Annotated in this window: 30 protein-coding genes and 1 tRNA gene; 16 read left to right on the forward strand and 15 right to left on the reverse strand. The window is 60.6% G+C overall.

What is annotated here, in order from left to right:
* Positions 1-48 precede the first annotated feature (48 nt).
* From LDB26_RS06020 to LDB26_RS06045, 6 genes are all read right to left on the reverse strand, one after another.
* Positions 49-825: an HNH endonuclease gene (locus tag LDB26_RS06020; RefSeq protein ID WP_257541070.1), complete on the reverse strand. Its 777-nt coding sequence runs from the start codon at positions 823-825 to the stop codon at positions 49-51.
* Positions 822-1,082, reverse strand: coding sequence for a hypothetical protein (locus LDB26_RS06025; protein WP_257541072.1), 261 nt, complete (start codon positions 1,080-1,082; stop codon positions 822-824). The genes LDB26_RS06020 and LDB26_RS06025 overlap by 4 nt, the downstream gene beginning before the upstream one ends.
* 73 nt (positions 1,083-1,155) lie before the next feature.
* Positions 1,156-1,653, reverse strand: a complete 498-nt coding sequence (locus LDB26_RS06030; protein ID WP_257541074.1) for a hypothetical protein — start codon at positions 1,651-1,653, stop codon at positions 1,156-1,158.
* The gene (locus LDB26_RS06035) at positions 1,637-1,858 is read right to left on the reverse strand and encodes a hypothetical protein (RefSeq protein WP_257541076.1); all 222 of its coding nucleotides are present in this window, start codon (positions 1,856-1,858) and stop codon (positions 1,637-1,639) included. The genes LDB26_RS06030 and LDB26_RS06035 overlap by 17 nt, the downstream gene beginning before the upstream one ends.
* Positions 1,859-1,959: 101 nt before the next feature.
* Positions 1,960-2,436 carry a cupin domain-containing protein gene (locus tag LDB26_RS06040; protein WP_257541079.1) on the reverse strand — a complete coding sequence of 159 codons (477 nt, stop codon included), beginning with the start codon at positions 2,434-2,436 and terminating at the stop codon, positions 1,960-1,962.
* Positions 2,433-2,663, reverse strand: a complete 231-nt coding sequence (locus LDB26_RS06045) for a hypothetical protein (protein ID WP_257541081.1) — start codon at positions 2,661-2,663, stop codon at positions 2,433-2,435. Before LDB26_RS06045 ends, LDB26_RS06040 begins: the two co-directional genes overlap by 4 nt.
* Between LDB26_RS06045 and LDB26_RS06050 the strand changes: the two genes are divergently transcribed.
* Genes LDB26_RS06050 through LDB26_RS06060 form a run of 3 tightly spaced genes read left to right on the forward strand, consistent with a single transcriptional unit; the run spans position 2,662 to position 3,714 of the window.
* Entirely contained in the window at positions 2,662-3,081 is a 420-nt protein-coding gene (locus tag LDB26_RS06050; RefSeq protein ID WP_257541083.1) for a helix-turn-helix transcriptional regulator, read from the forward strand. The two genes, LDB26_RS06045 and LDB26_RS06050, sit on opposite strands and share 2 nt — an antisense overlap.
* Positions 3,082-3,102: 21 nt before the next feature.
* Entirely contained in the window at positions 3,103-3,381 is a 279-nt protein-coding gene (locus LDB26_RS06055; protein ID WP_257541085.1) for a hypothetical protein, read from the forward strand.
* Positions 3,382-3,393: 12 nt separating this feature from the next.
* A complete protein-coding gene (locus LDB26_RS06060) occupies positions 3,394-3,714 on the forward strand; it encodes a hypothetical protein (protein ID WP_257541087.1) in 321 nt (106 codons plus the stop codon).
* Here LDB26_RS06060 and LDB26_RS06065 read toward each other — a convergent pair.
* Positions 3,711-3,884 (reverse strand): hypothetical protein, encoded by a 174-nt coding sequence (locus LDB26_RS06065; RefSeq protein WP_257541089.1) that lies wholly within the window; start codon positions 3,882-3,884, stop codon positions 3,711-3,713. The two genes, LDB26_RS06060 and LDB26_RS06065, sit on opposite strands and share 4 nt — an antisense overlap.
* 31 nt (positions 3,885-3,915) lie before the next feature.
* Between LDB26_RS06065 and LDB26_RS06070 the strand changes: the two genes are divergently transcribed.
* The 13 genes from LDB26_RS06070 to LDB26_RS06130 all read left to right on the forward strand — a co-directional run bounded on the left by LDB26_RS06070 (position 3,916) and on the right by LDB26_RS06130 (position 12,237).
* Positions 3,916-4,374 carry a hypothetical protein gene (locus LDB26_RS06070; protein ID WP_257541091.1) on the forward strand — a complete coding sequence of 153 codons (459 nt, stop codon included), beginning with the start codon at positions 3,916-3,918 and terminating at the stop codon, positions 4,372-4,374.
* Positions 4,375-4,605: 231 nt separating this feature from the next.
* A complete protein-coding gene (locus tag LDB26_RS06075; protein WP_257541093.1) occupies positions 4,606-5,298 on the forward strand; it encodes a hypothetical protein in 693 nt (230 codons plus the stop codon).
* Positions 5,299-5,301: 3 nt separating this feature from the next.
* Positions 5,302-5,592, forward strand: a complete 291-nt coding sequence (locus LDB26_RS06080) for a hypothetical protein (protein WP_257541095.1) — start codon at positions 5,302-5,304, stop codon at positions 5,590-5,592.
* Positions 5,593-5,698: 106 nt separating this feature from the next.
* On the forward strand, positions 5,699-6,781 hold the full coding sequence (locus LDB26_RS06085; protein ID WP_257541097.1) for a hypothetical protein: 1,083 nt from the start codon (positions 5,699-5,701) through the stop codon (positions 6,779-6,781).
* Positions 6,782-6,783: 2 nt separating this feature from the next.
* The gene (locus LDB26_RS06090) at positions 6,784-7,746 is read left to right on the forward strand and encodes a PD-(D/E)XK nuclease-like domain-containing protein (protein WP_257541100.1); all 963 of its coding nucleotides are present in this window, start codon (positions 6,784-6,786) and stop codon (positions 7,744-7,746) included.
* A complete protein-coding gene (locus tag LDB26_RS06095; protein WP_257541102.1) occupies positions 7,746-8,885 on the forward strand; it encodes an ATP-binding protein in 1,140 nt (379 codons plus the stop codon). Before LDB26_RS06090 ends, LDB26_RS06095 begins: the two co-directional genes overlap by 1 nt.
* Complete coding sequence (locus LDB26_RS06100) at positions 8,885-9,226, forward strand: helix-turn-helix domain-containing protein (protein ID WP_257541104.1); 342 nt, start codon at positions 8,885-8,887, stop codon at positions 9,224-9,226. The genes LDB26_RS06095 and LDB26_RS06100 overlap by 1 nt, the downstream gene beginning before the upstream one ends.
* 14 nt (positions 9,227-9,240) lie before the next feature.
* Entirely contained in the window at positions 9,241-9,513 is a 273-nt protein-coding gene (locus LDB26_RS06105) for a hypothetical protein (protein ID WP_257541106.1), read from the forward strand.
* A 50-nt stretch (positions 9,514-9,563) separates the two neighbouring features.
* Positions 9,564-9,974, forward strand: a complete 411-nt coding sequence (locus tag LDB26_RS06110) for a hypothetical protein (protein WP_257541108.1) — start codon at positions 9,564-9,566, stop codon at positions 9,972-9,974.
* A 145-nt stretch (positions 9,975-10,119) separates the two neighbouring features.
* Positions 10,120-10,446: a hypothetical protein gene (locus LDB26_RS06115; protein ID WP_257541110.1), complete on the forward strand. Its 327-nt coding sequence runs from the start codon at positions 10,120-10,122 to the stop codon at positions 10,444-10,446.
* Positions 10,443-10,622: a hypothetical protein gene (locus LDB26_RS06120; protein ID WP_257541112.1), complete on the forward strand. Its 180-nt coding sequence runs from the start codon at positions 10,443-10,445 to the stop codon at positions 10,620-10,622. The genes LDB26_RS06115 and LDB26_RS06120 overlap by 4 nt, the downstream gene beginning before the upstream one ends.
* Positions 10,612-10,860 carry a hypothetical protein gene (locus tag LDB26_RS06125; RefSeq protein ID WP_257541114.1) on the forward strand — a complete coding sequence of 83 codons (249 nt, stop codon included), beginning with the start codon at positions 10,612-10,614 and terminating at the stop codon, positions 10,858-10,860. Before LDB26_RS06120 ends, LDB26_RS06125 begins: the two co-directional genes overlap by 11 nt.
* Before the next feature lie 156 nt (positions 10,861-11,016).
* Positions 11,017-12,237, forward strand: a complete 1,221-nt coding sequence (locus tag LDB26_RS06130) for a hypothetical protein (protein WP_257541117.1) — start codon at positions 11,017-11,019, stop codon at positions 12,235-12,237.
* An 18-nt stretch (positions 12,238-12,255) separates the two neighbouring features.
* Here the strand turns inward: LDB26_RS06130 and LDB26_RS06135 are convergent.
* The 8 genes from LDB26_RS06135 to cyoA form a co-directional block, all read right to left on the reverse strand.
* A tRNA-Gly gene (locus LDB26_RS06135) sits at positions 12,256-12,329 on the reverse strand.
* 34 nt (positions 12,330-12,363) lie between these two features.
* On the reverse strand, positions 12,364-12,897 hold the full coding sequence (locus LDB26_RS06140) for a response regulator transcription factor (RefSeq protein WP_257541119.1): 534 nt from the start codon (positions 12,895-12,897) through the stop codon (positions 12,364-12,366).
* Positions 12,890-14,209 carry an ATP-binding protein gene (locus LDB26_RS06145; RefSeq protein ID WP_062064724.1) on the reverse strand — a complete coding sequence of 440 codons (1,320 nt, stop codon included), beginning with the start codon at positions 14,207-14,209 and terminating at the stop codon, positions 12,890-12,892. The genes LDB26_RS06140 and LDB26_RS06145 overlap by 8 nt, the downstream gene beginning before the upstream one ends.
* Positions 14,206-14,856 carry an SURF1 family protein gene (locus tag LDB26_RS06150; RefSeq protein ID WP_082635327.1) on the reverse strand — a complete coding sequence of 217 codons (651 nt, stop codon included), beginning with the start codon at positions 14,854-14,856 and terminating at the stop codon, positions 14,206-14,208. The genes LDB26_RS06145 and LDB26_RS06150 overlap by 4 nt, the downstream gene beginning before the upstream one ends.
* A 53-nt stretch (positions 14,857-14,909) precedes the next feature.
* Positions 14,910-15,299 carry a cytochrome o ubiquinol oxidase subunit IV gene (cyoD, locus tag LDB26_RS06155; protein WP_062064728.1) on the reverse strand — a complete coding sequence of 130 codons (390 nt, stop codon included), beginning with the start codon at positions 15,297-15,299 and terminating at the stop codon, positions 14,910-14,912.
* A complete protein-coding gene (gene cyoC / locus LDB26_RS06160; protein ID WP_062064730.1) occupies positions 15,296-15,940 on the reverse strand; it encodes a cytochrome o ubiquinol oxidase subunit III in 645 nt (214 codons plus the stop codon). Before cyoC ends, cyoD begins: the two co-directional genes overlap by 4 nt.
* Positions 15,941-15,944: 4 nt before the next feature.
* A complete protein-coding gene (gene cyoB / locus LDB26_RS06165; RefSeq protein ID WP_257541121.1) occupies positions 15,945-17,963 on the reverse strand; it encodes a cytochrome o ubiquinol oxidase subunit I in 2,019 nt (672 codons plus the stop codon).
* A gap of 66 nt (positions 17,964-18,029) precedes the next feature.
* Positions 18,030-19,169, reverse strand: coding sequence for a ubiquinol oxidase subunit II (gene cyoA, locus LDB26_RS06170; protein ID WP_257541991.1), 1,140 nt, complete (start codon positions 19,167-19,169; stop codon positions 18,030-18,032).
* Positions 19,170-19,212: the final 43 nt, after the last annotated feature.

Here is a 19,212-nt window from a genome sequence, read left to right on the forward strand (position 1 = left end):
TTGAGCGGTTGCAGCGACGGCAAGCGTCGATCATGGCGGGGGTAAGCGTCATTCGCCCTTGCTCATTTCAGAGAGGGCCTGCTCCGCCTCAGTGTCGAAGTCGCGCCAGCTATCAACTCGGCAAGCAATCTCTTTCATCTTCTCTGTGGGCAAACCGTCCAGCACGAAGGATTCCAGAGCGGCGAAACAGTTGACGCGACGATCGCCAGTGCGCCGCCGCAGGATGCCTTGGATATATAGGACATCGCGCAGATAGGGTTTCTCAGCGGATTGGCGATTGATTGATGCGACGGCAGGAATCTTCTTGAAGGCTACCTCCCACGCATCTTGGTCAGGATCATCGCCGCTCCACTTCATGTAACTGTCGAAGGAGTTATCCAGTGCGGCCAGAAGTTCCGGCAGTGTATAGGTCTTGAGCCACCGGCGAATGTTGGCGCGGCCGCTCTCGTTGGGGATGAATGAGCCTCGCTCAGCGCACCTTTCGGCAATTGCCTCAACGATGTCGATCTTCTCGCGCTCAGCGGCGTCTCGCCACTGGAGCATCATTTCAAGCTGCTCGCGGCGTTCCTCTAAAAGCTCGATCTGGGCGCGCTGGCGCTTTACCGCGCTGTCGTCACTAAGCTGCCTTGCGCCCTTGCCGTTGTTGCAGGGCTGGCAGGCCGTGATGAGATTGACCAAATCGTTCGTGCCGCCGCTCGCGACTGGGTTGATATGGTCAACCTGCAACAAAACATCTGGAGCCTGGCCACCGCAATATTGGCAAGTGAAGCTGTCGCGCTTGAACACCTCAAAGCGCAGAAGTTTTGACATCGGCTTACGGCTCACGCGATCCTCTCCATAAATTCGCGGAATTGTGGGTCGCGGCGCGACCACATCTCAGCCTCTCTCAGGCCATATCGAACCGTGTCGAAATGGCGGTTGAGAACGCAGGCGATATATTCGAGCTTGTCGCCGTTACGGCGCAACGCGGCCATGATGGCGAAGCGCACCTTGCAGATCGGAAGATGGCGGTCGCGACCAAGGATCGTCTCAACCGAATATCCAGACGCCTCCGATGCCCGCAGGATCGTTTCGTTGGTCATAGTTGGACGACCTCCATACCCGTGCAGGGATCGTCAATCGCCTTGCTGGCGAGGAAGTCCGAATAGGAGCGCATCACCGCCCTCCCATGCGAGTCACGATGATCCCCGACGCGCGCAGGACATTGAGCCGATAGCGCAGGGCGTCGAACACCTGACCCGCCGCCTCGATGTCCTCAGCGCCGCTCGCCAGTTCGCTGTCGTCAATCCGGTTATCTGCCAGGGCCTCGGCGAGGAACATTTGCCCCCGTGCCGCGCCGATAGGCAGATCGCGGTCGGACGTGCAGACAGCCGCTTCTGGAGCCAGCTTGCCGCCAATCAGGTGCATCAGCGGCGCGAGGCGGTCGAGGCCGTAGACCTCACCGATCTTCATGACGGTCAGCATGTTCATGGCGGCCTTGCGGTTGCGCGCGTTGGCTACCGTGCCTGCGCTGCAACCGAGCTTGTCGGCCATGTCCTGATCGGTATCGCCGGTATCCGCCTGCGCGCCGACGATGATGCTGGATACGGCTGCCAGCATAGAACTTTGCGTGAGCGTAACATTACGCTGCAAGACATTATTGCGCTGCGTCATCTACCAGCACCTCATGAAGGGAGTGAGAAGGATCAGAACCGCACCGGGCCGGATTGTGGCCGTGCCCGGTGCCGCCTGCGGGCGACCCGGCAGGCTGAGGAATGAAGATTGCGGGACGGCCGCTGACGAAGGACATGCCTTCGGGGCCGTCGACCACGGCGTGGAAGCCGAGCAGATTGGTGTAGCGGCTTTGCGCGTCGTCCACGGCCTACATCCTCCCCGTCACGCACATGCGGAGGATGCCCCAGCACAAGGCGAGGGTGGCGTGAGGCTGGAAGCGGGAGTGGCGGATGCGATAGGGCGCGCTCATGCGTATTCTCCGCAGCCGCGACCCACGATTTCCCCATGCTCACCAGCAGTAAAATCACGCCAGTGGACCCAGCCGTTAGGGCAGGAGAACCCCCATTCACGAACCTTTGGCCCTGTAAAGAACAGCGAAACACATGGCTCGCCTTCGATCAGTTCAAGCCGGTGCAGCGCATGAGCTGGCCGCGAAACAACGTCGCCCGGACCTCTGATGAACGAACCGTCTGGTGTGATTTCCCGATAATGCCCAGAGATAACGTAGGAGGTGTTCGCCCACGGATGATCGTGCAATGCCCTGTCATCATCATCGCGCAGGATGCGATGCAGGTAGACGTTCTGTTGCTCATTGCGGGGAATGATCCACCAGCGTTGCAGATAGACGGGATCGCGACCGATCTCGAAATCGGGATCGCGCTGCATCGTGAACCACGCCCACTCCTGCATATCCGATATGTCGGCGTAGGGAATCCCGCTCATGCCGCGCGCTCTTCGGTCTTGGTGGAGCGGGCCATCGCAACAATGACCGACAGCTTAGATGCGTTCATCACACCGCCAGTTGCCGCCTCAACTTTTAGGGCGAGTTCTGGCGGCCAATCCTTGGATTTCCGCAATTGAGAGAGGCGGCCCTTCGATATGCCGATCTTATCACTCAGCGTTGTAAGGTTAATCGCGCCCTTGCGCTTCAGGTATGCGTCTAGCGTCATGGGCTTACGTTTAGACTATCTAAACATTGACGGTCAACTGGAAAGTTCAGACAGGCTAAACGATATGCGTCCGTTGATACGCTATACTGCGGCCATGGCTGGACCACATCATGACTGGTATCTGAAGGAGTGGCTCAAGACGCTCAAGAAGAGGCAGGCGGATATTGCCCGCGATCTGGATTGGAATAAGGCGCGCGTTAGCCTGATGATCCGTGGCGAGCAGCAATACAACCGCGACGCCGTGAACGAGCTATCTTCATATCTGCACCTGTCGCCATATGAATTGTTGATGCATCCGGATGATGCGATGGCGATCCGCCAGCTTCGCAATGACGCCATGCGTGTTGTCGAAACGACGAAGCGGTTTGATGAATCTAACAACGTCCGGGCAATCGACCGCACCGGCACGGACGGTTAATTTCACAAAGGAGGGGGTAACGTGAAGATTTTGGTTATTTGCGCGATTGCCGGCATGGCGATCAGCGGAGTCGCAGAGGCGCGCGGTTCTAATAGCGTTCGCGGTCATATCCGGTCGAATGGCGTGTATGTCGCGCCTCATGTCCGCACCAATCCGAACAGCACGAAGCTGGATAACTGGTCCACGCGGGGAAACGTAAACCCCTATAATGGCCGCACCGGAACGGTTGATCCCTATCGTCCTTCCAGTTCGAACCCCTATGGATCACCATACAACAACCGGCGCTCGTCGCCGTATTAATCGGCCCGTTCTATGATGCATCTGCCTGAGAAGGCTAAACTGGCAGTGATCTTGTCAGGATTGCTAACCGCAGCCTGCGCCGAAACGCCGGGATCAAGGGCCGATAAGGCTTATGATCTGGCGGACGCGGCGCAGGTAAATGCGCGCACCGCGCTAGGGCGCTTGGAAGAACAGGATGGCCGCATTGAGGAATTGGAGAAAAGGATTAAAGCGCAAGCAGAGCAGATCGAATTTTTAGTCAGCGACCGGGACCGACTAAACAAGGACGTGTCAACGCTATTCGAGAACGATCAGAAGCTGCAAGATCGGCTCGACTCGATGAGGCGTTACTAATGCCCAAACTCGTCATCTACTGCCGCATAGCAGGCCAGGAGGAAATGCTTGGCGTCCATGAGTTCGACTTCCCGCCCCGCGCTGGTGAGGCGGTCCAGATTGAGCGCCACGGCGAGCAGCTTCGGCTCCATATCGACCGGGTGGAGCATCGCGTGGATAAGCTGGGGCATGTGCCTAAGCTGATGTGTTCGCGGTTGGCGGATGACTGAAGCGCCACTGTGGTTTACTATCGGGGCGACCGTTTGGGGCATGTTGGCTCCGCCAGTCGCTTACATAGTCGGGCGAAGGAACGAAAAGCGCGCCGCCGTCCCCAATGTGCGTCCCGATTTTACGGCGGGGTCAGGGGGATATTCCGGCCACTTGGAGATTCAAGCTCGGACTAGCGAGGATATCATCGTATCCTCAATTGATGCCGCTGGCAGAATACACACCGGCGATACCACGATGCTCATGGACAATGAAGGTAACATCACCGGCCATGATTATGACTTCCAGCGGGGGCCGCGAAGCGTGTACTGGCGCATTCCTGGTGGTGAAGTGCGCCGCTTCAAAGTCGTGGTGGACAGCCTTTATGACTTCGACATTCGCCTAACCATCAGTTCAAGCGCATCCACCTTGGTTGATAGATCGCTGATCGTCCGCGCGCTCCAGATGCCATAAAGGCTGACAGCGATTGTTGCCGATAAGGCGACGGCAAACTCCATAACCCACCTCTTTCCTATCCCCTCATAGCGCATAGCTTCGCGTCTGGCGAGGGCGTGATTCGGGGGCGCTTGATTAGATGCGTCAAAAAATGTTTCGCTCATCTAAACTTTTCTGTTGCACATAGCGTTTAGCCATTCTAAACATACTCCATCGAAAGGCAATCGGGCCTGAGACGGAGGAACCAGCGTGGATCGCATAGAGGTCAAAACGAAAGCCGCAGCAGAAAAGGCGATCAAGGAAGGCAGGCCGATCCACATCGTTGGCGGAAAGTTCGCTCTGACGCTGGTCGGGCTGGCGGGTATCGACATTCACGTCAGCGCCGATGTATCGATCAGCCTGACGGATACCCGTGGCGTCCTTGTCGCGAAGGCCGCCTCCTCGCCGCGCATCGAGACGTGGGGAACCTCCTCGCCGCTCATCGAGACGCGGGAAACCTCTTCGCCGCGCATCGTGACGTGGGGAACCTCCTCGCCGCTCATCGAGACGTGGGAAACCTCCTCGCCGAGCATCGAGACGCGGGAAACCTCCTCGCCGCTCATCGAGACGCGGGAAACCTCTTCGCCGCGCATCGTGACGCGGGAAACCTCCTCGCCGCTCATCGAGACGCGGGAAACCTCCTCGCCGAGCATTAACAACAGCGACAGCCCTGTCCCCCTCATTTTTCTGAGTGGCTTCCGGTGGCGCATCGCCATTTCCGCGACCCGCATGGCCATTGGCTGTCAGGATCACGAACTGGCGCGCTGGTGGTCGTTCGATGATCGCCTGATTGAGCGGATGGATAGCCACGCACTGGAGTTCTGGCGGGCGAACAAGGCTCATCTACAGGCAATTTGCGCTGCTACCGGCAGGGTTGCGACTGCCGAAGCGGTGGAGGCCTAAGCCATGAGCATCGTGAACACGCAGAGCAACAGCAGGGCGGTGCTTTACTCCGAAGCCGCCTATTTCGACAACGCTGCCTTCCAGCACATTGCCGACCGGGAAGAGTGCCAGCGGCTTGAGCGGAAGCGGGATGCGGCGCGGAAGGCCGTCATCGACGCCGAACGCCGCGTCAACGCCCTCCGTAAGCAGCCCGACAGGTTGCCCCGCTCGCAGATGGATGTGGCGGTTGATGGGTTCTCCGCAATTCTGAACCTTCCCCGCCTTCGCAGGGCTGCAAAGGAGATTGGAGCGTGACCCCGCGCCTCCTGTCCTTGCGCGAAATGCTCGCGTGGACCGCCGTAATCACAACCTTGGCCATCGCCTTGCTGGTGATGTTGCCGTGCCCCATGGAGATTTGAACATGGCCATCGCCGCCACGATTGAACAGTCTTCAGCACTTGTTCCTGTCAACAATGCTGCTGCCGCCGTTGTCCTGTTCGACAACGAGAAATTCGACGCCTTCTACGCCAAGCTAAAGGCCGATATCGACGCAACGCCGGTTGACCTGTCCACCAAGAAGGGCCGCGATGCCATTGCATCGGCCGCTGCCAAGGTGCGGTCGGAAAAGGCCAGCATCGACCGCGACCGCAAGCGCCTGACGCAGGAATGGCGGGACAACACGGCGCTGGTCAACGGCGCCTGGAAGGGGATCGAGGCGCGGCTTGATGATCTGGCCATCGCCGCCCGCAAGCCGCTGACCGAATGGGAGCAGGCGGAGAAGGCGCGCATCGATCGCTGTAACGAGATCATCAGCGACATCCATGGCGCGGCGATCGTGACGTTGGATGATACTGCGGAATCAGTTCGGCTTCGCGGCATGAAGATTTGGGCTATCGAGATCGGCGGAGAATTTGGAGCGCTGGCCCATGACGCTGAGCAAGCCAAGAGCGCGACGATTGCCACCCTGCAAGCGGCACTGGCCCGCCTGAAAAAGGAAGAGGCAGAGCGCGCCGAATTGGAAAAGCTGCGGGCGGCAGAAGCCCAGCGCCTCGCCAAGGAGCAGGCCGAACGTGAAGCGCGTGAGGCGGAAGATCGGGCCGCAGCGGAGGCCCGCGCCGCAGAAGAGCGCCGCATCGCAGCGGAGAAGGCGGAGCAGGAACGCATCGAGCGGGCTAGGGCTGAAGCTGCCGAGGCCGAACGCCAGCGCATCCAGCGCGAGCATGAGGAAGCGTTGGCTGTTGAGCGGCGGCGCGCGGAGGAAGCTGAGCGCGCCCGCCATGCAGAGATAGATCGCATCGCCAAAGAGGAGGCTGAGCGTCAGGCTGAGGCTGAGCGCATCGCAGCCGAACAGGCCAAGCGTGATGCCGACCAGAAGCACAAGACTGCGGTCATGAAGGCCGCCAAGGAGGCGATCATGACCTGCGGTGCTGACGAAGAAACCGCCAAGAAGATCGTCCTGCTGATCCGCAGCGGCGATGTCCCCAACGTGACGATGAGGTTCTGACCATGACCGACAATCCCTTCGATCTGGACTATCGCGAGCCAGCGCAGCCGGACATTTACGATACCTTCGACCGTGAGCGTTTGCCTGAACAGAACGCCGCGCCGCGCCCTGCAAACGTCGGAAAAGTGACCCGTCTGCCCAGCGCGGAATATCATGCCGACCCCGCGCCGGAACCCAGCCTGTCCGCCACGTTGGCCAAGCTGATTATCAGCCGTTCGCCGCGTCACGCATGGATGGCAAGCCCGAGCCTTAACCCTGATCGCAAGCCGATCCACAAGAAGACGTTCGATATAGGCCGCGCTGCCCACCGTGCCATCCTTGGTTGCGGCGATGACTATGTGATGATTCCGGACGACATCCTTGCGTCCAATGGTGCGGCCAGCACGAAAGAGGCGAAGGCTTTCATCGCCGATGCCCGCGAGCGTGACCTTACGCCGCTCAAGGGTGACGAAATCGCGCAGGTCGAGGCGATGCGGGAAATCGCGCATGCACGGCTCACAGAGCATGGTGTGGCGCTTGATCCGGCGCGGTCCGAACTGTGTGCCATTGCCCAGATCGAAGGCGTCTGGTGTCGGGCCATGTTCGACAACGTGCCGGAAGACCCGCGCTTGCCGATATACGACTTCAAGACGTGCGAGGATGCCAGCCCGGACGCCTGTATGCGTGCCATCCTGAACTATGGCTATGACATTCAGGCGGAACATTACCGCGCCGTCTGGAAGGCCGCGACGGGCGAGGATCGCAATTTCGTCTTCATCTTTCAGGAGAAGCCGGAGCCGAACGAGGTCACGCTTATTCGGCTCTCCGGCTCATTCGAGGCGATGGCGAAACGCCGCGCCGCACGCGCCCGCCGCGTCTGGGGTGAATGCTCAGCGTCGGGGAATTGGCCCGGTTATCCGATCGGCCTGCATGAGGTGGATGCGCCCGCGTGGCTGGTCGAACGCGAATTTCAGGAGGAAATGTAATGGCTATCAGGTTCATTCCGGTTTCGGAAATCAATGATCCATTGACGATTGCGCTCGGTATTTCGGGCGGGAGCGGCACCGGCAAGACCTATACGTCGCTTCTGGTCGGGCGCGGCATTGCCGAGGGCGTCACAGGTAAGAAGGGTTCGCCCATCGGTTACGTCGATACGGAGAACAAGCGGGCGCTGCACTATAAAGCGGCTTTCCCTGAGATGATGCACTTCGATTTCACCGCAATCAATGAAGATGGCGAGCTTGTCGGCTTTGGGCCGGAACGCTGGATCGAGGTTATCGACGCGGCCGAGGCTGCGGAAATGCCGGTGCTGATCTTCGACAGTTTTAGCCACGCATGGGAAGGCATCGGCGGCGTTCTGGACCTCCATGCTCAGGTTCTTGACCGGCTTGTGCAGGATGCTGAAAAGCGCGCTGCTGGCAAATACACCGTGGACCCTGCGAAGTTCAGCCAACTTGCATGGGCCGAAGTCAAGCCGCGCTATCGCCGCCTGATCGACCGCATCGTTCGGGCCAAGACCAATGTCATCATCTGCACTCGCGCCAAGCCCGTCATGCAAAAGGGCTACGGCAACAACGTCGAGAACGCACGTGCCACCAAGACGCGCCGCAAGGACGTGCCTTGGGATCCGGCGAGCGATGCTGACCTGATGTTTGAGATGACCGCCATGGTCATTCTTGATCCGTCCGCCCCTGGATGCCCGGTCTACCAGATCAAGGTGGCGGACCAGTTTAAGGGGCTGCTCGATCCACGCCGACCAATGGGCGAAGACACCGGCGCGGCTATGGCCGAATGGGCGAAGGGGCAGGGCGGCGCACAGAAACAGAAGGAAGTCATGGACTTCGCCCGTGAGAAGGCGAGGGGCGGGACTGATGCTTTCACCGCATGGTGGAACAGCGATGACGGCAAGGCGGCGCGTAGTGTCGTGCGGCCCATCATGGTCGAGATACAGGCGATTTGCGCGGAAGCGGATCGCGAAGCCGCTCGCAAGGATGATGATCCGTTCGGAGAAGGGCCTGCCGATGAGCAGCGCGGCGAAGGTTTCAATGGAACAGAGCCGCTTGATGCGGACGCGTTGGCCGAAAAGGTCCGGGCTGAGACGAATGCGATGGCGGAGGCCGCGTAATGTCCCCCGAACACATCGACCTGATCGCGCAATGGCGGGAGGCTGGCGTGTCCTTTCGGATCATCATCCAGCGCCTCGCGAAGTTGGGCGTCCAGACAAGCCGCCATTCGCTGCGCTGGCACTGCATGAAACACAACATCCTCGCGCCGTCGAGCCGGGTTGGCGTGAATCATGGACCGGGCAGGACGTTCACGCCGGAAGAGGACGCGATCATCCTGGAAATGCGCTCTGCCGGGGCCTCGCTCCGAGCCATCGGCATGAAGCTGGGCCGCCATCACGGCTGCATCGGCCTCCGCATTTTGACCTTGGCGAAGCATGACGAGCTTCGGGCCGCAGCATAGCAGGGAGAGAACCCATGTTCATTCGTAAATCAAGGCACGACGCGATTGTGGCGGGCCTGGAAGCGAACATTCGTGCGTTAAAAAACGATACTATTGAATGGTTCAGTAAGGCCGAAGACGAGTGCAAGGCGAAAGAGGTCTACCGCGCTGACATGGAGCGCTACAGGACGCTTTGGCTGGATGCCCGTGACGAAGCCGCTAAATACCGCCGATCCGTCGCCCCTCTCATGGAGGCCAACGCCCGCCGCAAGCGCGAAGCTGCTGAGCGGAAGGGCGAGGGTAACTGATTTTCAAGAGGACGCGCTGTCGAGCCTAACAAGCGGGCGCGGAAAATTCGATGACCAAGGAAGAAGCCGCCGCCGCACTTGATGGCTGTGAATATGGCGAAGAAGGCAGCAAGGATTTGTTCGCGCAGATGAAAGCTGACGGTCTGGTCGCGGTATTCGGCGCCAGCGATGACCTAATGGAGTTTCGTGGCGCTATTGATGATGAGGTCGGCTGCTATGGCGGCGGCACCGCATATCTGACGCGCGCTGGCCTCCTGAACCGCATTTGCGACAACGACGACTGTCCGCATGAGCGGGATCGCGAGAAGGTCGCCCCTCGGATTGAAGCGATTTGGTGTGATACCGAAGCATATTCGTGGACCTATAAAACGGATATCCCCCACGTCGCATTTGATGTGGTCGAAGGGGCTGACAGATACTGCCGAGGCATCGTCTTTGCCCTGTCGGACGTGCCCGCATGACCCGCATCCACACCCGCGCCCCGTCCCTGGCAGCGCAGGGGCACAGGGCGATGATAGCGCCGCTCGCCGCGCACGGTCCTTGGACTGATGCCGCAAAGGAAAACCATGCTCGCAGGCTGCGGGCGCAGTTGGAAAGGCTGGGGCGGTGAGTGACTATCACACTCAAGGCCCGTGGGCCGCCAGCGGCGCAGATATGTTCGGGGACCACAACATCACGCCGACACACGAAACGGCCGCAGTTGCGGCGGTTGTCAGCAACCTGCGTAGTCCGCTGGAAGTTGCGGCCAACGCTCTGCTGGTCGCTTCGGCTCCGACGATGCTCAAGGCGCTTCAAATATTGCAGGAGCGTTATGAGAGTGATGCCTGGATCACGGATCAGGAAGAGATGGCGCGCGTCGTGCGCGGCACGATCGCAGCCGCCACTTTCTCGCCGGAGCAGATCGCCAATCTCGCAATAGAGACGATGCAATGACCGCCCGTGACAGCATCATCGACTATATCGATGCGAAAGCCGCCAGATTGCGCGCTCGGGCCGACAAGGGCTTGACCGGATGGGCGCTCGATCGTCGTGACGCGCGCGTTCTGGAAATCCTGCGCGACGATATTCTCAACGAGTTCGACGTGAAGGAGGCGGATCGTGCCGAGTGACATGGTGGAGGCGGTCGCCATCGCTATCAAGAATGCACGGGCGCTTACCGGGACAAACCCTGTCGCGCGCCTGAGCGATGTAGACAGGCGCGCAGCCATCGCCGCCCTGAAAGCCCTGCGCGACCCGACGCCGGAGATGGTGGATGCTAGCGCTGCGCGGTGTGAGGATGCCTATTCTGGCGCGGTGGCGCTCGCTGTCTGGTCCGCCATACTCTCAGCAGCCATCGGGGAGGGGTGAGGAAGTGGCGAGCTTACCAGACCTTGACCGCCGCCTGAGCCGCAAGATCGAGACGGGGAAGGCCATCCAGCTAACCGCCGATGATCTTGACCTTCTCGTATCAACGGGCGCTATCGATACATTTCGCGCCGCAGTCGCAAAGCACCAGAGGGACCAATGCCGAGCAAGAAACGCCCGAAGCCGCTCTATCAGCGGGGCCGCTATGCCCTCTACACCAGAGACGACCGCGCCAATCTTGAAATCGTCTGGTATGACGAAACCAGAAAGCGTGAGCGAAGCCAAAGCGCGGGCAGCAGTGATATTGGGAAAGCCCGTCTCGCACTAGATCGGATCTACTTGGCTGATACGGGCCATCGGCTTTGCCCGACATGTAATCGTCCATGGGAGCATGACGGATCGCCGCTGCTTTTGACCGCGATCAACGATTACCTGATCCAGTCCGAAGCGAAGGCCGGATATAAGAGCGCGAAGAACCGTCTTGGGCATGTGATCCAATATCTGCTGGCCACCGACGAAAGCGCCGTATGCGCTACCATTGACGCCCGCTGGGTCGGTGGGTTCCGGGAATGGATGTCTGCCAATCCGATGCCGGACGGAAAGTCGCGCTCCCTGTCTCACATTGAGGGCTGCGTGATGCAACTTGCCGCCGCCATAAACGCTACCCCCGGAGAGGCGGCGCAATTTAAGGCAGAGCAACAGAAAGCCGTATCCAATAGCCCGACCTATCGCGCTGACGTGCCAACGCTGGCGGCTATGTTCAATTATTGTCTGGCCCCAGAAGGACGGACGGAGAAGGAGCGGAATTATCTGCGAGAAGCCCGTGCAAGCCTGCTGGATTATCTCCGCATGGCTGTCGCGACATGGGCGCGTCCCGATGCCATATTCGAGGTAAAGGAAAACCAGTGGCACAGTGGCCCGCGCGTGCTGGACCTCAATCCTGTTGGTCGCCGCCAGACCAAAAAACATCGGCCCAAAGTGCCAATCCCAAGGCAGTTTGCTCCGATCCTGGACGAAATGCGGGGTAACTGGCTTGATATTTCTGTTCTCAATCAGCCGTGGACGAAAATGCGCCGCAAGATTGGATTGCCAGATGGAAGGCAGGCGGGACCGAAACTGATCCGTCGCTCGATGGCGACACTTGCGCGCGCGAGGATAGGGGAGGCCAACTGGCGACAGGGAGAGATGATGCTGGGCCATGTGAAGGCCAGTATTTCGGATATTTATGCTTTCCCAGACCCCGCAAATCTTGGCCTCGCCCTTGAGGCCACCGAATCAATCATCGACGAGATCGAGAAACTGGCACCCGGCGCATATTACCGCAGGTTTACCGCATCAGCCGCCGGATTAACTGTTGTGGATGGAGGTAAAAGTGGCTAAAATCCAAAGGATCGAAGCTGGAGCGGGTGAAGGGAATCGAACCCTCGTCGTAAGCTTGGGAAGCTTCTGCTCTACCATTGAGCTACACCCGCGTTGCCTTGCCCATGGCATGACCGGAAAGACGCGTCAACCGACCTGCCGTTTCGCCAGCTTGCGGGCCAGCGTGCGGCGGTGCATCCCCAGCCGCCTTGCCGCTTCGGAAATGTTGAAGTCGCTGTCTTTCAGCACTTCATGGATATGTTCCCATTCCAATGTCTTGATCGACGTCGGGCGGGGGGCAAGGGGCGCGGCGGGATCGCCGCCCGATCGCGCGAAGGCAGCCTCTATGTCGTCGGTGTTGGAGGGTTTCGCCAGATAGTTTGTCGCCCCCAACTTAATCGCCTCGACCGCCGTCGCGATGCTCGCAAAGCCGGTCAGCACGACGATGAGCATGGCCGGATCATGGGTGTGGAGCCTCTGCACGCAGGGCAGGCCCGACTGCGCGCCCAGCTTCAGGTCGACCACCGCATAACCCGGATCATGCTCCGCCAGCAGCGCGTCGAGCTTCTCATGGCTGTCCGCCAGCAACACTTCATAGCCGCGCCGCTCAAAGGATCGCTTGAGCGTGCGGGCAAAGGATTCGTCATCCTCCACGATCATGAGAAGGCGATCGTCAGGCACCGGAAATCTCCTCCATGGCGAGCGTACCGAGCGGCAGGCGAAGCAGGATCAGCGCCCCGCCATCGGGGCTGTTGCTTGCATTGACGCTGCCGCCCAGTTTCCGCACGACATTGACGACAAGGAACAGGCCAAGCCCGCCGCCTTGCCTGCCTTTGCTGGACCGATAGGGCTTGCCGAAGTCGGCCAGCATCTCCTCGCTGAAACCGGGGCCATTGTCGCGCACGGCTATGTTCAGCCAGTTGCTATCGCGCCCAACCAGCATGTCGATCCGGTTCGCTCCTGCTTCCCGCGCATTGTCGAGCAAATTGCCGATCGCCTGGCGGATCACCGGATCGGCGATGATGCGGGGATAATCATGCGGTCCAAAGTCGCGGAGCAGCACCGTTCCGGGGTTGGCGTTCTGCCAATCCTGCGCCATGTCCTCGATGAAATCGCGAAGGCCCGTTACCTGCGGCGCTTCCCCGCGCGCTTCGCCCGAGGACAGCAGGATGCCCGTGACGATGGCCTTGCAGCGCTGCACCGCCGCCTGCATCTCTTCCACTTCCTCGACCAGCGCGGGATGCTTCGTCACTTCCTTCATATGGAGCCAGTCGCCCAGCACGACGGCAAGCTGCGACAGGGGCGTGCCCAGTTCATGCGCCGCGCCCGATGCCAGCAGGCCCATGCGGACGATATGTTCCTCCTCCGCCGCCTGTTGCCGCAGCCGGGCGAGATATGTCTCCCGCAACTGCAGATTATGCGTCACGCGCGACATGAACAGCACCAGCAGCACCGCGATCATCGTGAAGTTGATCCATGTGCCGACGATGTGCAGGTCGAACAAATGCCCTTCCAGTGCGCGGGACAGGGTCAGCGGATGATAGAATATCGAAAGCAACGCCGCGCAGAGCGCCGACAGGATCACGATCCCCCACACGCTCCATCGGTCGAGCAGCACCGCGCCCAACGCCACCTGCAACAGATAGAGCCCGATGAAGGGATTGGTCGCCCCGCCGCTCAGATAAAGCTGCGCTGTCAGCGCCAGTACGTCGAACAGCAGGGCCAGGAAAAGCTCCGGCCGGGCCACGTCGGTCCGGCGCCGCAATATCGCGAAGCTCGCGATGTTCATCGCGCCGGCCAGCGCCGCGATCAGCAGCATCGGCGCGATCGGCAAGCGGATGCCCATGCCGAAATGCACGATCAGGATCGTCGCGACCTGCCCGGCGATGGCGATCCAGCGCAATTGCACCAGCAACGCCATGTTCCGGTGTCCGGCGGCGTCTGCGGGCCATTGGCCGGGCAGCCACCGGGCGGTGATAGGCGCCTGCTTCATGATGCCCCGCGCGCTTTCAGCTCCTGACCCATGACATAGATGTATGCGCCCGCGCTCATGATCGCCAGAGCGAACCAGGTGATCGCGTAGGAAAGGTGATTATTGGGAAAGCGCACAACCGTAAGCCCGCCGACGGGCAGCGCATCGGGGGAGGGGGATGCTTGTGCGTCGATGAAATAATTCGCGGCCGGCCTAACCCCACGTTTCGCCGCGATGGCTGCCACGTCCCGTGAATACCAGCGGTCCGTGTCCGGGTCGTTGGCGCGCAGGAAACCTCCGCCCGGCTCGCTCAGGCGCAACAGCCCGGTCAGCGCCACGCGCTCCTTTGGTTGCCCATAGCTGGCCTTGGCTTCCGGCGGCACAAAACCGCGATTGACTATCACGGTGGCCCCGCGATCCGTCACCAGCGGGGTCATCACCCAATAGCCAGATCCGCGCACCGTCGAAGCCTGAACCAGCGTCGCCTGGTCATTGAGGAAACGGCCCGTCACGGCCACCCGCCGATATTCATCCGACCTGTCAGCTTTGGCGGGGGCCGCCACGGGAGCGGCATGAATCCGCGCATCCACCCGTGCGATCAGGTCGCGCTTCCATGCCAGCCGATCCACCTGCCAGACGCCCAGCGCACCGAAACCCGCCACCAGCATGATCGCGATCAGCGTCAGCCCGATCAGGAACCCCGCCGACCGCCGCTTTGCCGTCACGGCATCTGGCTCATGTCATGCGCGCTCATACCCTGCATCTGGGGCATCATATTATGATTGAGGTGATACATGACCCACATCGACCCGGCCAGCGTGATGACGACCAGCACGAGCGTGAAGATCAGCGCCATCATCGTCCATCCGCCTTCCGACCGGGTGTTCATGTGCAGGAAGTAGATCATGTGCACCACGATCTGCACCACGGCAAAGGCCATGATGACGATAGCGGTCGTCTGCGGATTGGCGAAATAACCCGTCATCACCAGCCAGAAAGGGATGGCCGTCAGGATCACCGACAGGCCGAAACCGATCATATAGCTGCCGAAAGTGCCATGGGCATGGCCATCGTCATGATGACCGTGATTGCTCTGTTCGTGCGCGCTCATCGCAGCATCCCCATCAGGTAAACGAAGGTGAAGACGCCGATCCAGATGACGTCCAGAAAGTGCCAGAACATCGAAAGGCACATCAACCGACGCTGATTGGCGGGGATCAGGCCCTTTTTGGCGACCTGCACCATCAGCGTCACCAGCCAGATGATGCCGAAGGTGACGTGCAGCCCGTGCGTGCCGACCAGCGCGAAGAAGGCGGACAGGAAGCCCGACCGCATAGGCGTCGCGCCCTCATGGATCAGATGCGCGAACTCATAAAGTTCGATGCCGAGAAAGGCGAGGCCGAACAGCCCTGTGATCGCCAGCCATCCCTGCGTCGCGCCGATCCGGTTCTTTTCCACCGCCAGCATGGCAAAACCATAGGTGATGGAAGAGAACAGCAGCATCGCCGTGTTCAAAGCCACCAGCGACAGGTCGAACAGGTCTTTCGGCCCCGGTCCCGCCGCATAATTGCCGCCCAGCACGGCATAGGTCGCGAACAGGCAGGCGAAGATGAGGCAATCGCTCATCAGATACATCCAGAAGCCCAGCATGGTGCTGGACCCTTCCGGATGATGCGGTTCATGCTCCAGGTGGAAGAGCGGCTTGCCGTCCTTGTCGAGGAAGGCGGGGTCTACGGTGGGTGCGCTTGCCATGATATTAGCCCTGCATCGCGAGCTGACGGGTGCGCTCGCCCTCGGTGCGCTCGACCACGTCCCTGGGGATATGGAAGTCGCGCTTATAGTTGAAGGTATGGCCGATCGCGACGGCCAGGATGCCGACGAAGCTCAATCCCGCAAGCCACCACATGTACCAGATCATGCCGACCGAAAAGGCGATGGAAAGCCCCGCGATGATGACCCCCGTGCCGGTGTTGCTCGGCATATGGATCGGCTCGAACCCGCTGGTGGGGCGCTGATATCCGCGCTTCTTCATGTCCGCCCATGCGTCGCCGTCATGGATGACCGGCGTGAAGGCGAAGTTATAGTCGGGCGGGGGCGAACTGGTCGCCCATTCCAGTGTGCGGCCGTTCCACGGGTCGCCGGTGGTGTCGCGCAGCTTGTCGCGGTTCTTGATGCTGACCCCGAACTGGATGAACATGCAGGCGATGCCGGCGGCGATCATGACCGCGCCCAGCGCCGCGATCTCGAACCATATCTGAAGGCTCGGATCGTCGAACACCCGCATCCGGCGCGTCACGCCCATCAGGCCCAATATGTAGAGCGGCATGAACGCGAACCAGAAGCCCACGACCCACAGCCAGAAGCTGTAGACGCCCCATTTGCGGTCCAGCTTGAACCCGAATGCCTTGGGCCACCAATAGTTGATCGCCGCGAACAGGCCGAACAGCACGCCGCCGATGATGACGTTGTGGAAGTGCGCGATCAGGAACAGCGAGTTGTGCAGCACGAAGTCGGCGGGCGGCACTGCCAGCAGCACGCCGGTCATGCCCCCGACCACGAAGGTCAGCATGAAGGCGACCGTCCACATCATCGGCAGTTCGAAGCGGATGCGTCCGCGATACATGGTGAACAGCCAGTTGAAGAGCTTCGCGCCCGTCGGGATCGAAATCACCATCGTCGTGATGCCGAAGAAGCTGTTGACGCTCGCGCCCGACCCCATGGTGAAGAAGTGGTGCAGCCACACGAGGTAGGACAGGATCGCGATCACGACCGTTGCATAGACCATCGACGAATAGCCGAAGAGCCGCTTGTTCGAGAAGGTCGAGGTGACTTCGGAAAACACGCCGAACAGCGGCAGGATGAGGATATAGACTTCCGGGTGGCCCCATATCCAGATGAGGTTCACATACATCATCGGATTGCCGCCCATGTCGTTCGTGAAGAACGCCGTCCCGACATAGCGGTCGAGGCTGAGCAGCGCCAGAACGGCGGTCAGCACGGGGAAGGCCGCGACGATCAGCACGTTGGCGCAGAGCGATGTCCACACGAAAATCGGCAGCTTCATCATCGACATGCCCGGCGCGCGCATCTTCACGATGGTCGCGATCAGGTTGACGCCGGACAGCAGCGTCCCGATGCCCGCTATCTGTAGCCCCCATATATAATAATCGACGCCGACGCCGGGGCTGTAGGCGATCCCGGACAGCGGCGGATAGGCCAGCCAGCCCGTCCGGGCGAACTCGCCCACGAACAGCGACATCATGACGATGATGGCGCCCGCCGTGGTCATCCAGAAGCTGAAATTGTTGAGGAAGGGGAAGGACACGTCCCGCGCGCCGATCTGCAACGGCACCATATAGTTCATGATCCCGGTTATCATCGGCATCGCGACGAAGAAGATCATGATGACGCCATGCGCCGTGAATATCTGATCGTAGTGATGGGCGTTCAGATAGCCTTCCGATCCGTTGAAGGCCATCGCCTGCTGCAACCGCATCATGACCGCATCGGCAAAGCCGCGCACGAACATGATGAGGCCCAGGATCATGTACATGATCCCGATGCGCTTATGATCGACCGTCGTGAACCAGTCGCGCCACAACATGCCCCACAGCCGATATTTGGTGACGAGGCCCAGCACCGCGACGCCGCCGATGGCGACCGCGATGAAGGTGCCGATCAGGATCGGCTCATGGATCGGAATCGCGCTCCAGTCGAGCCGTCCGAAGATCAGTTTCCAGATGCCGCTATTTTCCGAGGCGGGATGAGGGGACATGGTCAAGCCTTCAGGCGAAAGGAAAGGGGGAAGGGACGGCGGGCGCTTGGGACGCGGGGCAGGGGATCACATGCCATGATGGCCCTCATGCCCATCCTGATCCTGCTGGTGCGGCGCCTGATGACCCTGCTCTGCTGGAGTCTTTTCGGCGGCGGGCGTCATGCCCGCGGGCTGGGCGATCTCGCCCGCCCGTCCCGGCTCGACCGGATGGAAGCCGCCGACATCGATGGTGCCGTCATGACGCAGCCCTTCGGTGTCGCGGGCCGATTCCTTGCCCGCGCCGCCCCTGGCGTCGGTCATCATCACCGCGTCCATGCATTTCTTGCCCGGTTGGACGCACATGTTGAGCGCGGCGTGGAACAGGTGTGGCTCGACGCTGCCGAAATAGATCGGCGGCACCTTCTCGCTCGGCTGCTCCAGCTTCACATAGGCGGCGCGGTCAAGGCTGGCGCCGCTGGCCTTCACCTTGGCGACCCACTGATCGAAGCCCGCCTTGTCCATTGCGTGAAAGCGGAAACGCATGTTGGAGAAGCCCGCGCCCGAATAATTGGCGGAAAAGCCTTCGAAATTTCCCGGCTTGTTGGCGACGGCATGCAGCACCGTCTGCATCCCCGGCATGGCATAGATCTGTCCGGCCAGCGCGGGCACGAAAAAGCTGTTCATGATGCTGGACGATGTGATCTTGAACTCGATCGGCTGGTCGACCGGCGCGGCCATCTCATTCACCGTCGCGATGCCCAGTTCCGGGTAGATGAACAGCCATTTCCAGTCCATCGCCACCACTTCGACCTGCAGGCGTTTGGCGGCCGGGTCGACCTTGCGCTCATGGTCGATGCGCTCGATGGGGCGGTATGGGTCCAGCAGATGCGTGCTGGTCCAGGTGATCGCGCCCAGCGCGATGATGATGAGCAGCGGCGCGGACCAGATCAGCAGTTCCAGCGTCGTGGAATGATCCCAGTCGGGATCATGGTCCTTGGCCTGCGCCTTTTCCCGATAGCGCCACGCGAACCACACGGTCATCGCCATGACCGGCAGGATGATGAGCAGCATCAGGGCGGTGGAGATCAGGATCAGGTTACGCTGCTGCAATGCGACATCGCCCGCAGGATTCATCAAAATCCAGTCGCAGCCACCCAGCGGCAGCAGCAGGGCAGGGCTGAGGCGACGCAAAAATGCGGAACGATCAAGGAAGCGGCGAACGGTCATGCTGTCCGCATAGGCTGGGTGTTTACGGATCGACATTGGACCT

The organism is Sphingobium sp. CFD-1 (genome assembly GCF_024611115.1).
GTDB lineage: Bacteria > Pseudomonadota > Alphaproteobacteria > Sphingomonadales > Sphingomonadaceae > Sphingobium > Sphingobium baderi_A.

Excerpts from the sequence above, each read along its gene's own strand:
- LDB26_RS06025 (WP_257541072.1), bottom strand. The coding sequence starts at position 1,082 with ATGACCAACGAAACGATCCTGCGGGCATCGGAGGCGTCTGGATATTCG.
- LDB26_RS06030 (WP_257541074.1), bottom strand. The coding sequence starts at position 1,653 with ATGACGCAGCGCAATAATGTCTTGCAGCGTAATGTTACGCTCACGCAA.
- LDB26_RS06040 (WP_257541079.1), bottom strand. The coding sequence starts at position 2,436 with ATGAGCGGGATTCCCTACGCCGACATATCGGATATGCAGGAGTGGGCG.
- LDB26_RS06050 (WP_257541083.1), top strand. The coding sequence starts at position 2,662 with ATGGGCTTACGTTTAGACTATCTAAACATTGACGGTCAACTGGAAAGT.
- LDB26_RS06045 (WP_257541081.1), bottom strand. The coding sequence starts at position 2,663 with ATGACGCTAGACGCATACCTGAAGCGCAAGGGCGCGATTAACCTTACA.
- LDB26_RS06060 (WP_257541087.1), top strand. The coding sequence starts at position 3,394 with ATGATGCATCTGCCTGAGAAGGCTAAACTGGCAGTGATCTTGTCAGGA.
- LDB26_RS06065 (WP_257541089.1), bottom strand. The coding sequence starts at position 3,884 with ATGCCCCAGCTTATCCACGCGATGCTCCACCCGGTCGATATGGAGCCG.
- LDB26_RS06070 (WP_257541091.1), top strand. The coding sequence starts at position 3,916 with ATGACTGAAGCGCCACTGTGGTTTACTATCGGGGCGACCGTTTGGGGC.
- LDB26_RS06080 (WP_257541095.1), top strand. The coding sequence starts at position 5,302 with ATGAGCATCGTGAACACGCAGAGCAACAGCAGGGCGGTGCTTTACTCC.
- LDB26_RS06085 (WP_257541097.1), top strand. The coding sequence starts at position 5,699 with ATGGCCATCGCCGCCACGATTGAACAGTCTTCAGCACTTGTTCCTGTC.
- LDB26_RS06090 (WP_257541100.1), top strand. The coding sequence starts at position 6,784 with ATGACCGACAATCCCTTCGATCTGGACTATCGCGAGCCAGCGCAGCCG.
- LDB26_RS06095 (WP_257541102.1), top strand. The coding sequence starts at position 7,746 with ATGGCTATCAGGTTCATTCCGGTTTCGGAAATCAATGATCCATTGACG.
- LDB26_RS06100 (WP_257541104.1), top strand. The coding sequence starts at position 8,885 with ATGTCCCCCGAACACATCGACCTGATCGCGCAATGGCGGGAGGCTGGC.
- LDB26_RS06105 (WP_257541106.1), top strand. The coding sequence starts at position 9,241 with ATGTTCATTCGTAAATCAAGGCACGACGCGATTGTGGCGGGCCTGGAA.
- LDB26_RS06110 (WP_257541108.1), top strand. The coding sequence starts at position 9,564 with ATGACCAAGGAAGAAGCCGCCGCCGCACTTGATGGCTGTGAATATGGC.
- LDB26_RS06120 (WP_257541112.1), top strand. The coding sequence starts at position 10,443 with ATGACCGCCCGTGACAGCATCATCGACTATATCGATGCGAAAGCCGCC.
- LDB26_RS06130 (WP_257541117.1), top strand. The coding sequence starts at position 11,017 with ATGCCGAGCAAGAAACGCCCGAAGCCGCTCTATCAGCGGGGCCGCTAT.
- LDB26_RS06145 (WP_062064724.1), bottom strand. The coding sequence starts at position 14,209 with ATGAAGCAGGCGCCTATCACCGCCCGGTGGCTGCCCGGCCAATGGCCC.
- LDB26_RS06150 (WP_082635327.1), bottom strand. The coding sequence starts at position 14,856 with ATGCTGGTGGCGGGTTTCGGTGCGCTGGGCGTCTGGCAGGTGGATCGG.
- cyoD (WP_062064728.1), bottom strand. The coding sequence starts at position 15,299 with ATGAGCGCGCACGAACAGAGCAATCACGGTCATCATGACGATGGCCAT.
- cyoC (WP_062064730.1), bottom strand. The coding sequence starts at position 15,940 with ATGGCAAGCGCACCCACCGTAGACCCCGCCTTCCTCGACAAGGACGGC.
- cyoB (WP_257541121.1), bottom strand. The coding sequence starts at position 17,963 with ATGTCCCCTCATCCCGCCTCGGAAAATAGCGGCATCTGGAAACTGATC.
- cyoA (WP_257541991.1), bottom strand. The coding sequence starts at position 19,169 with ATGACCGTTCGCCGCTTCCTTGATCGTTCCGCATTTTTGCGTCGCCTC.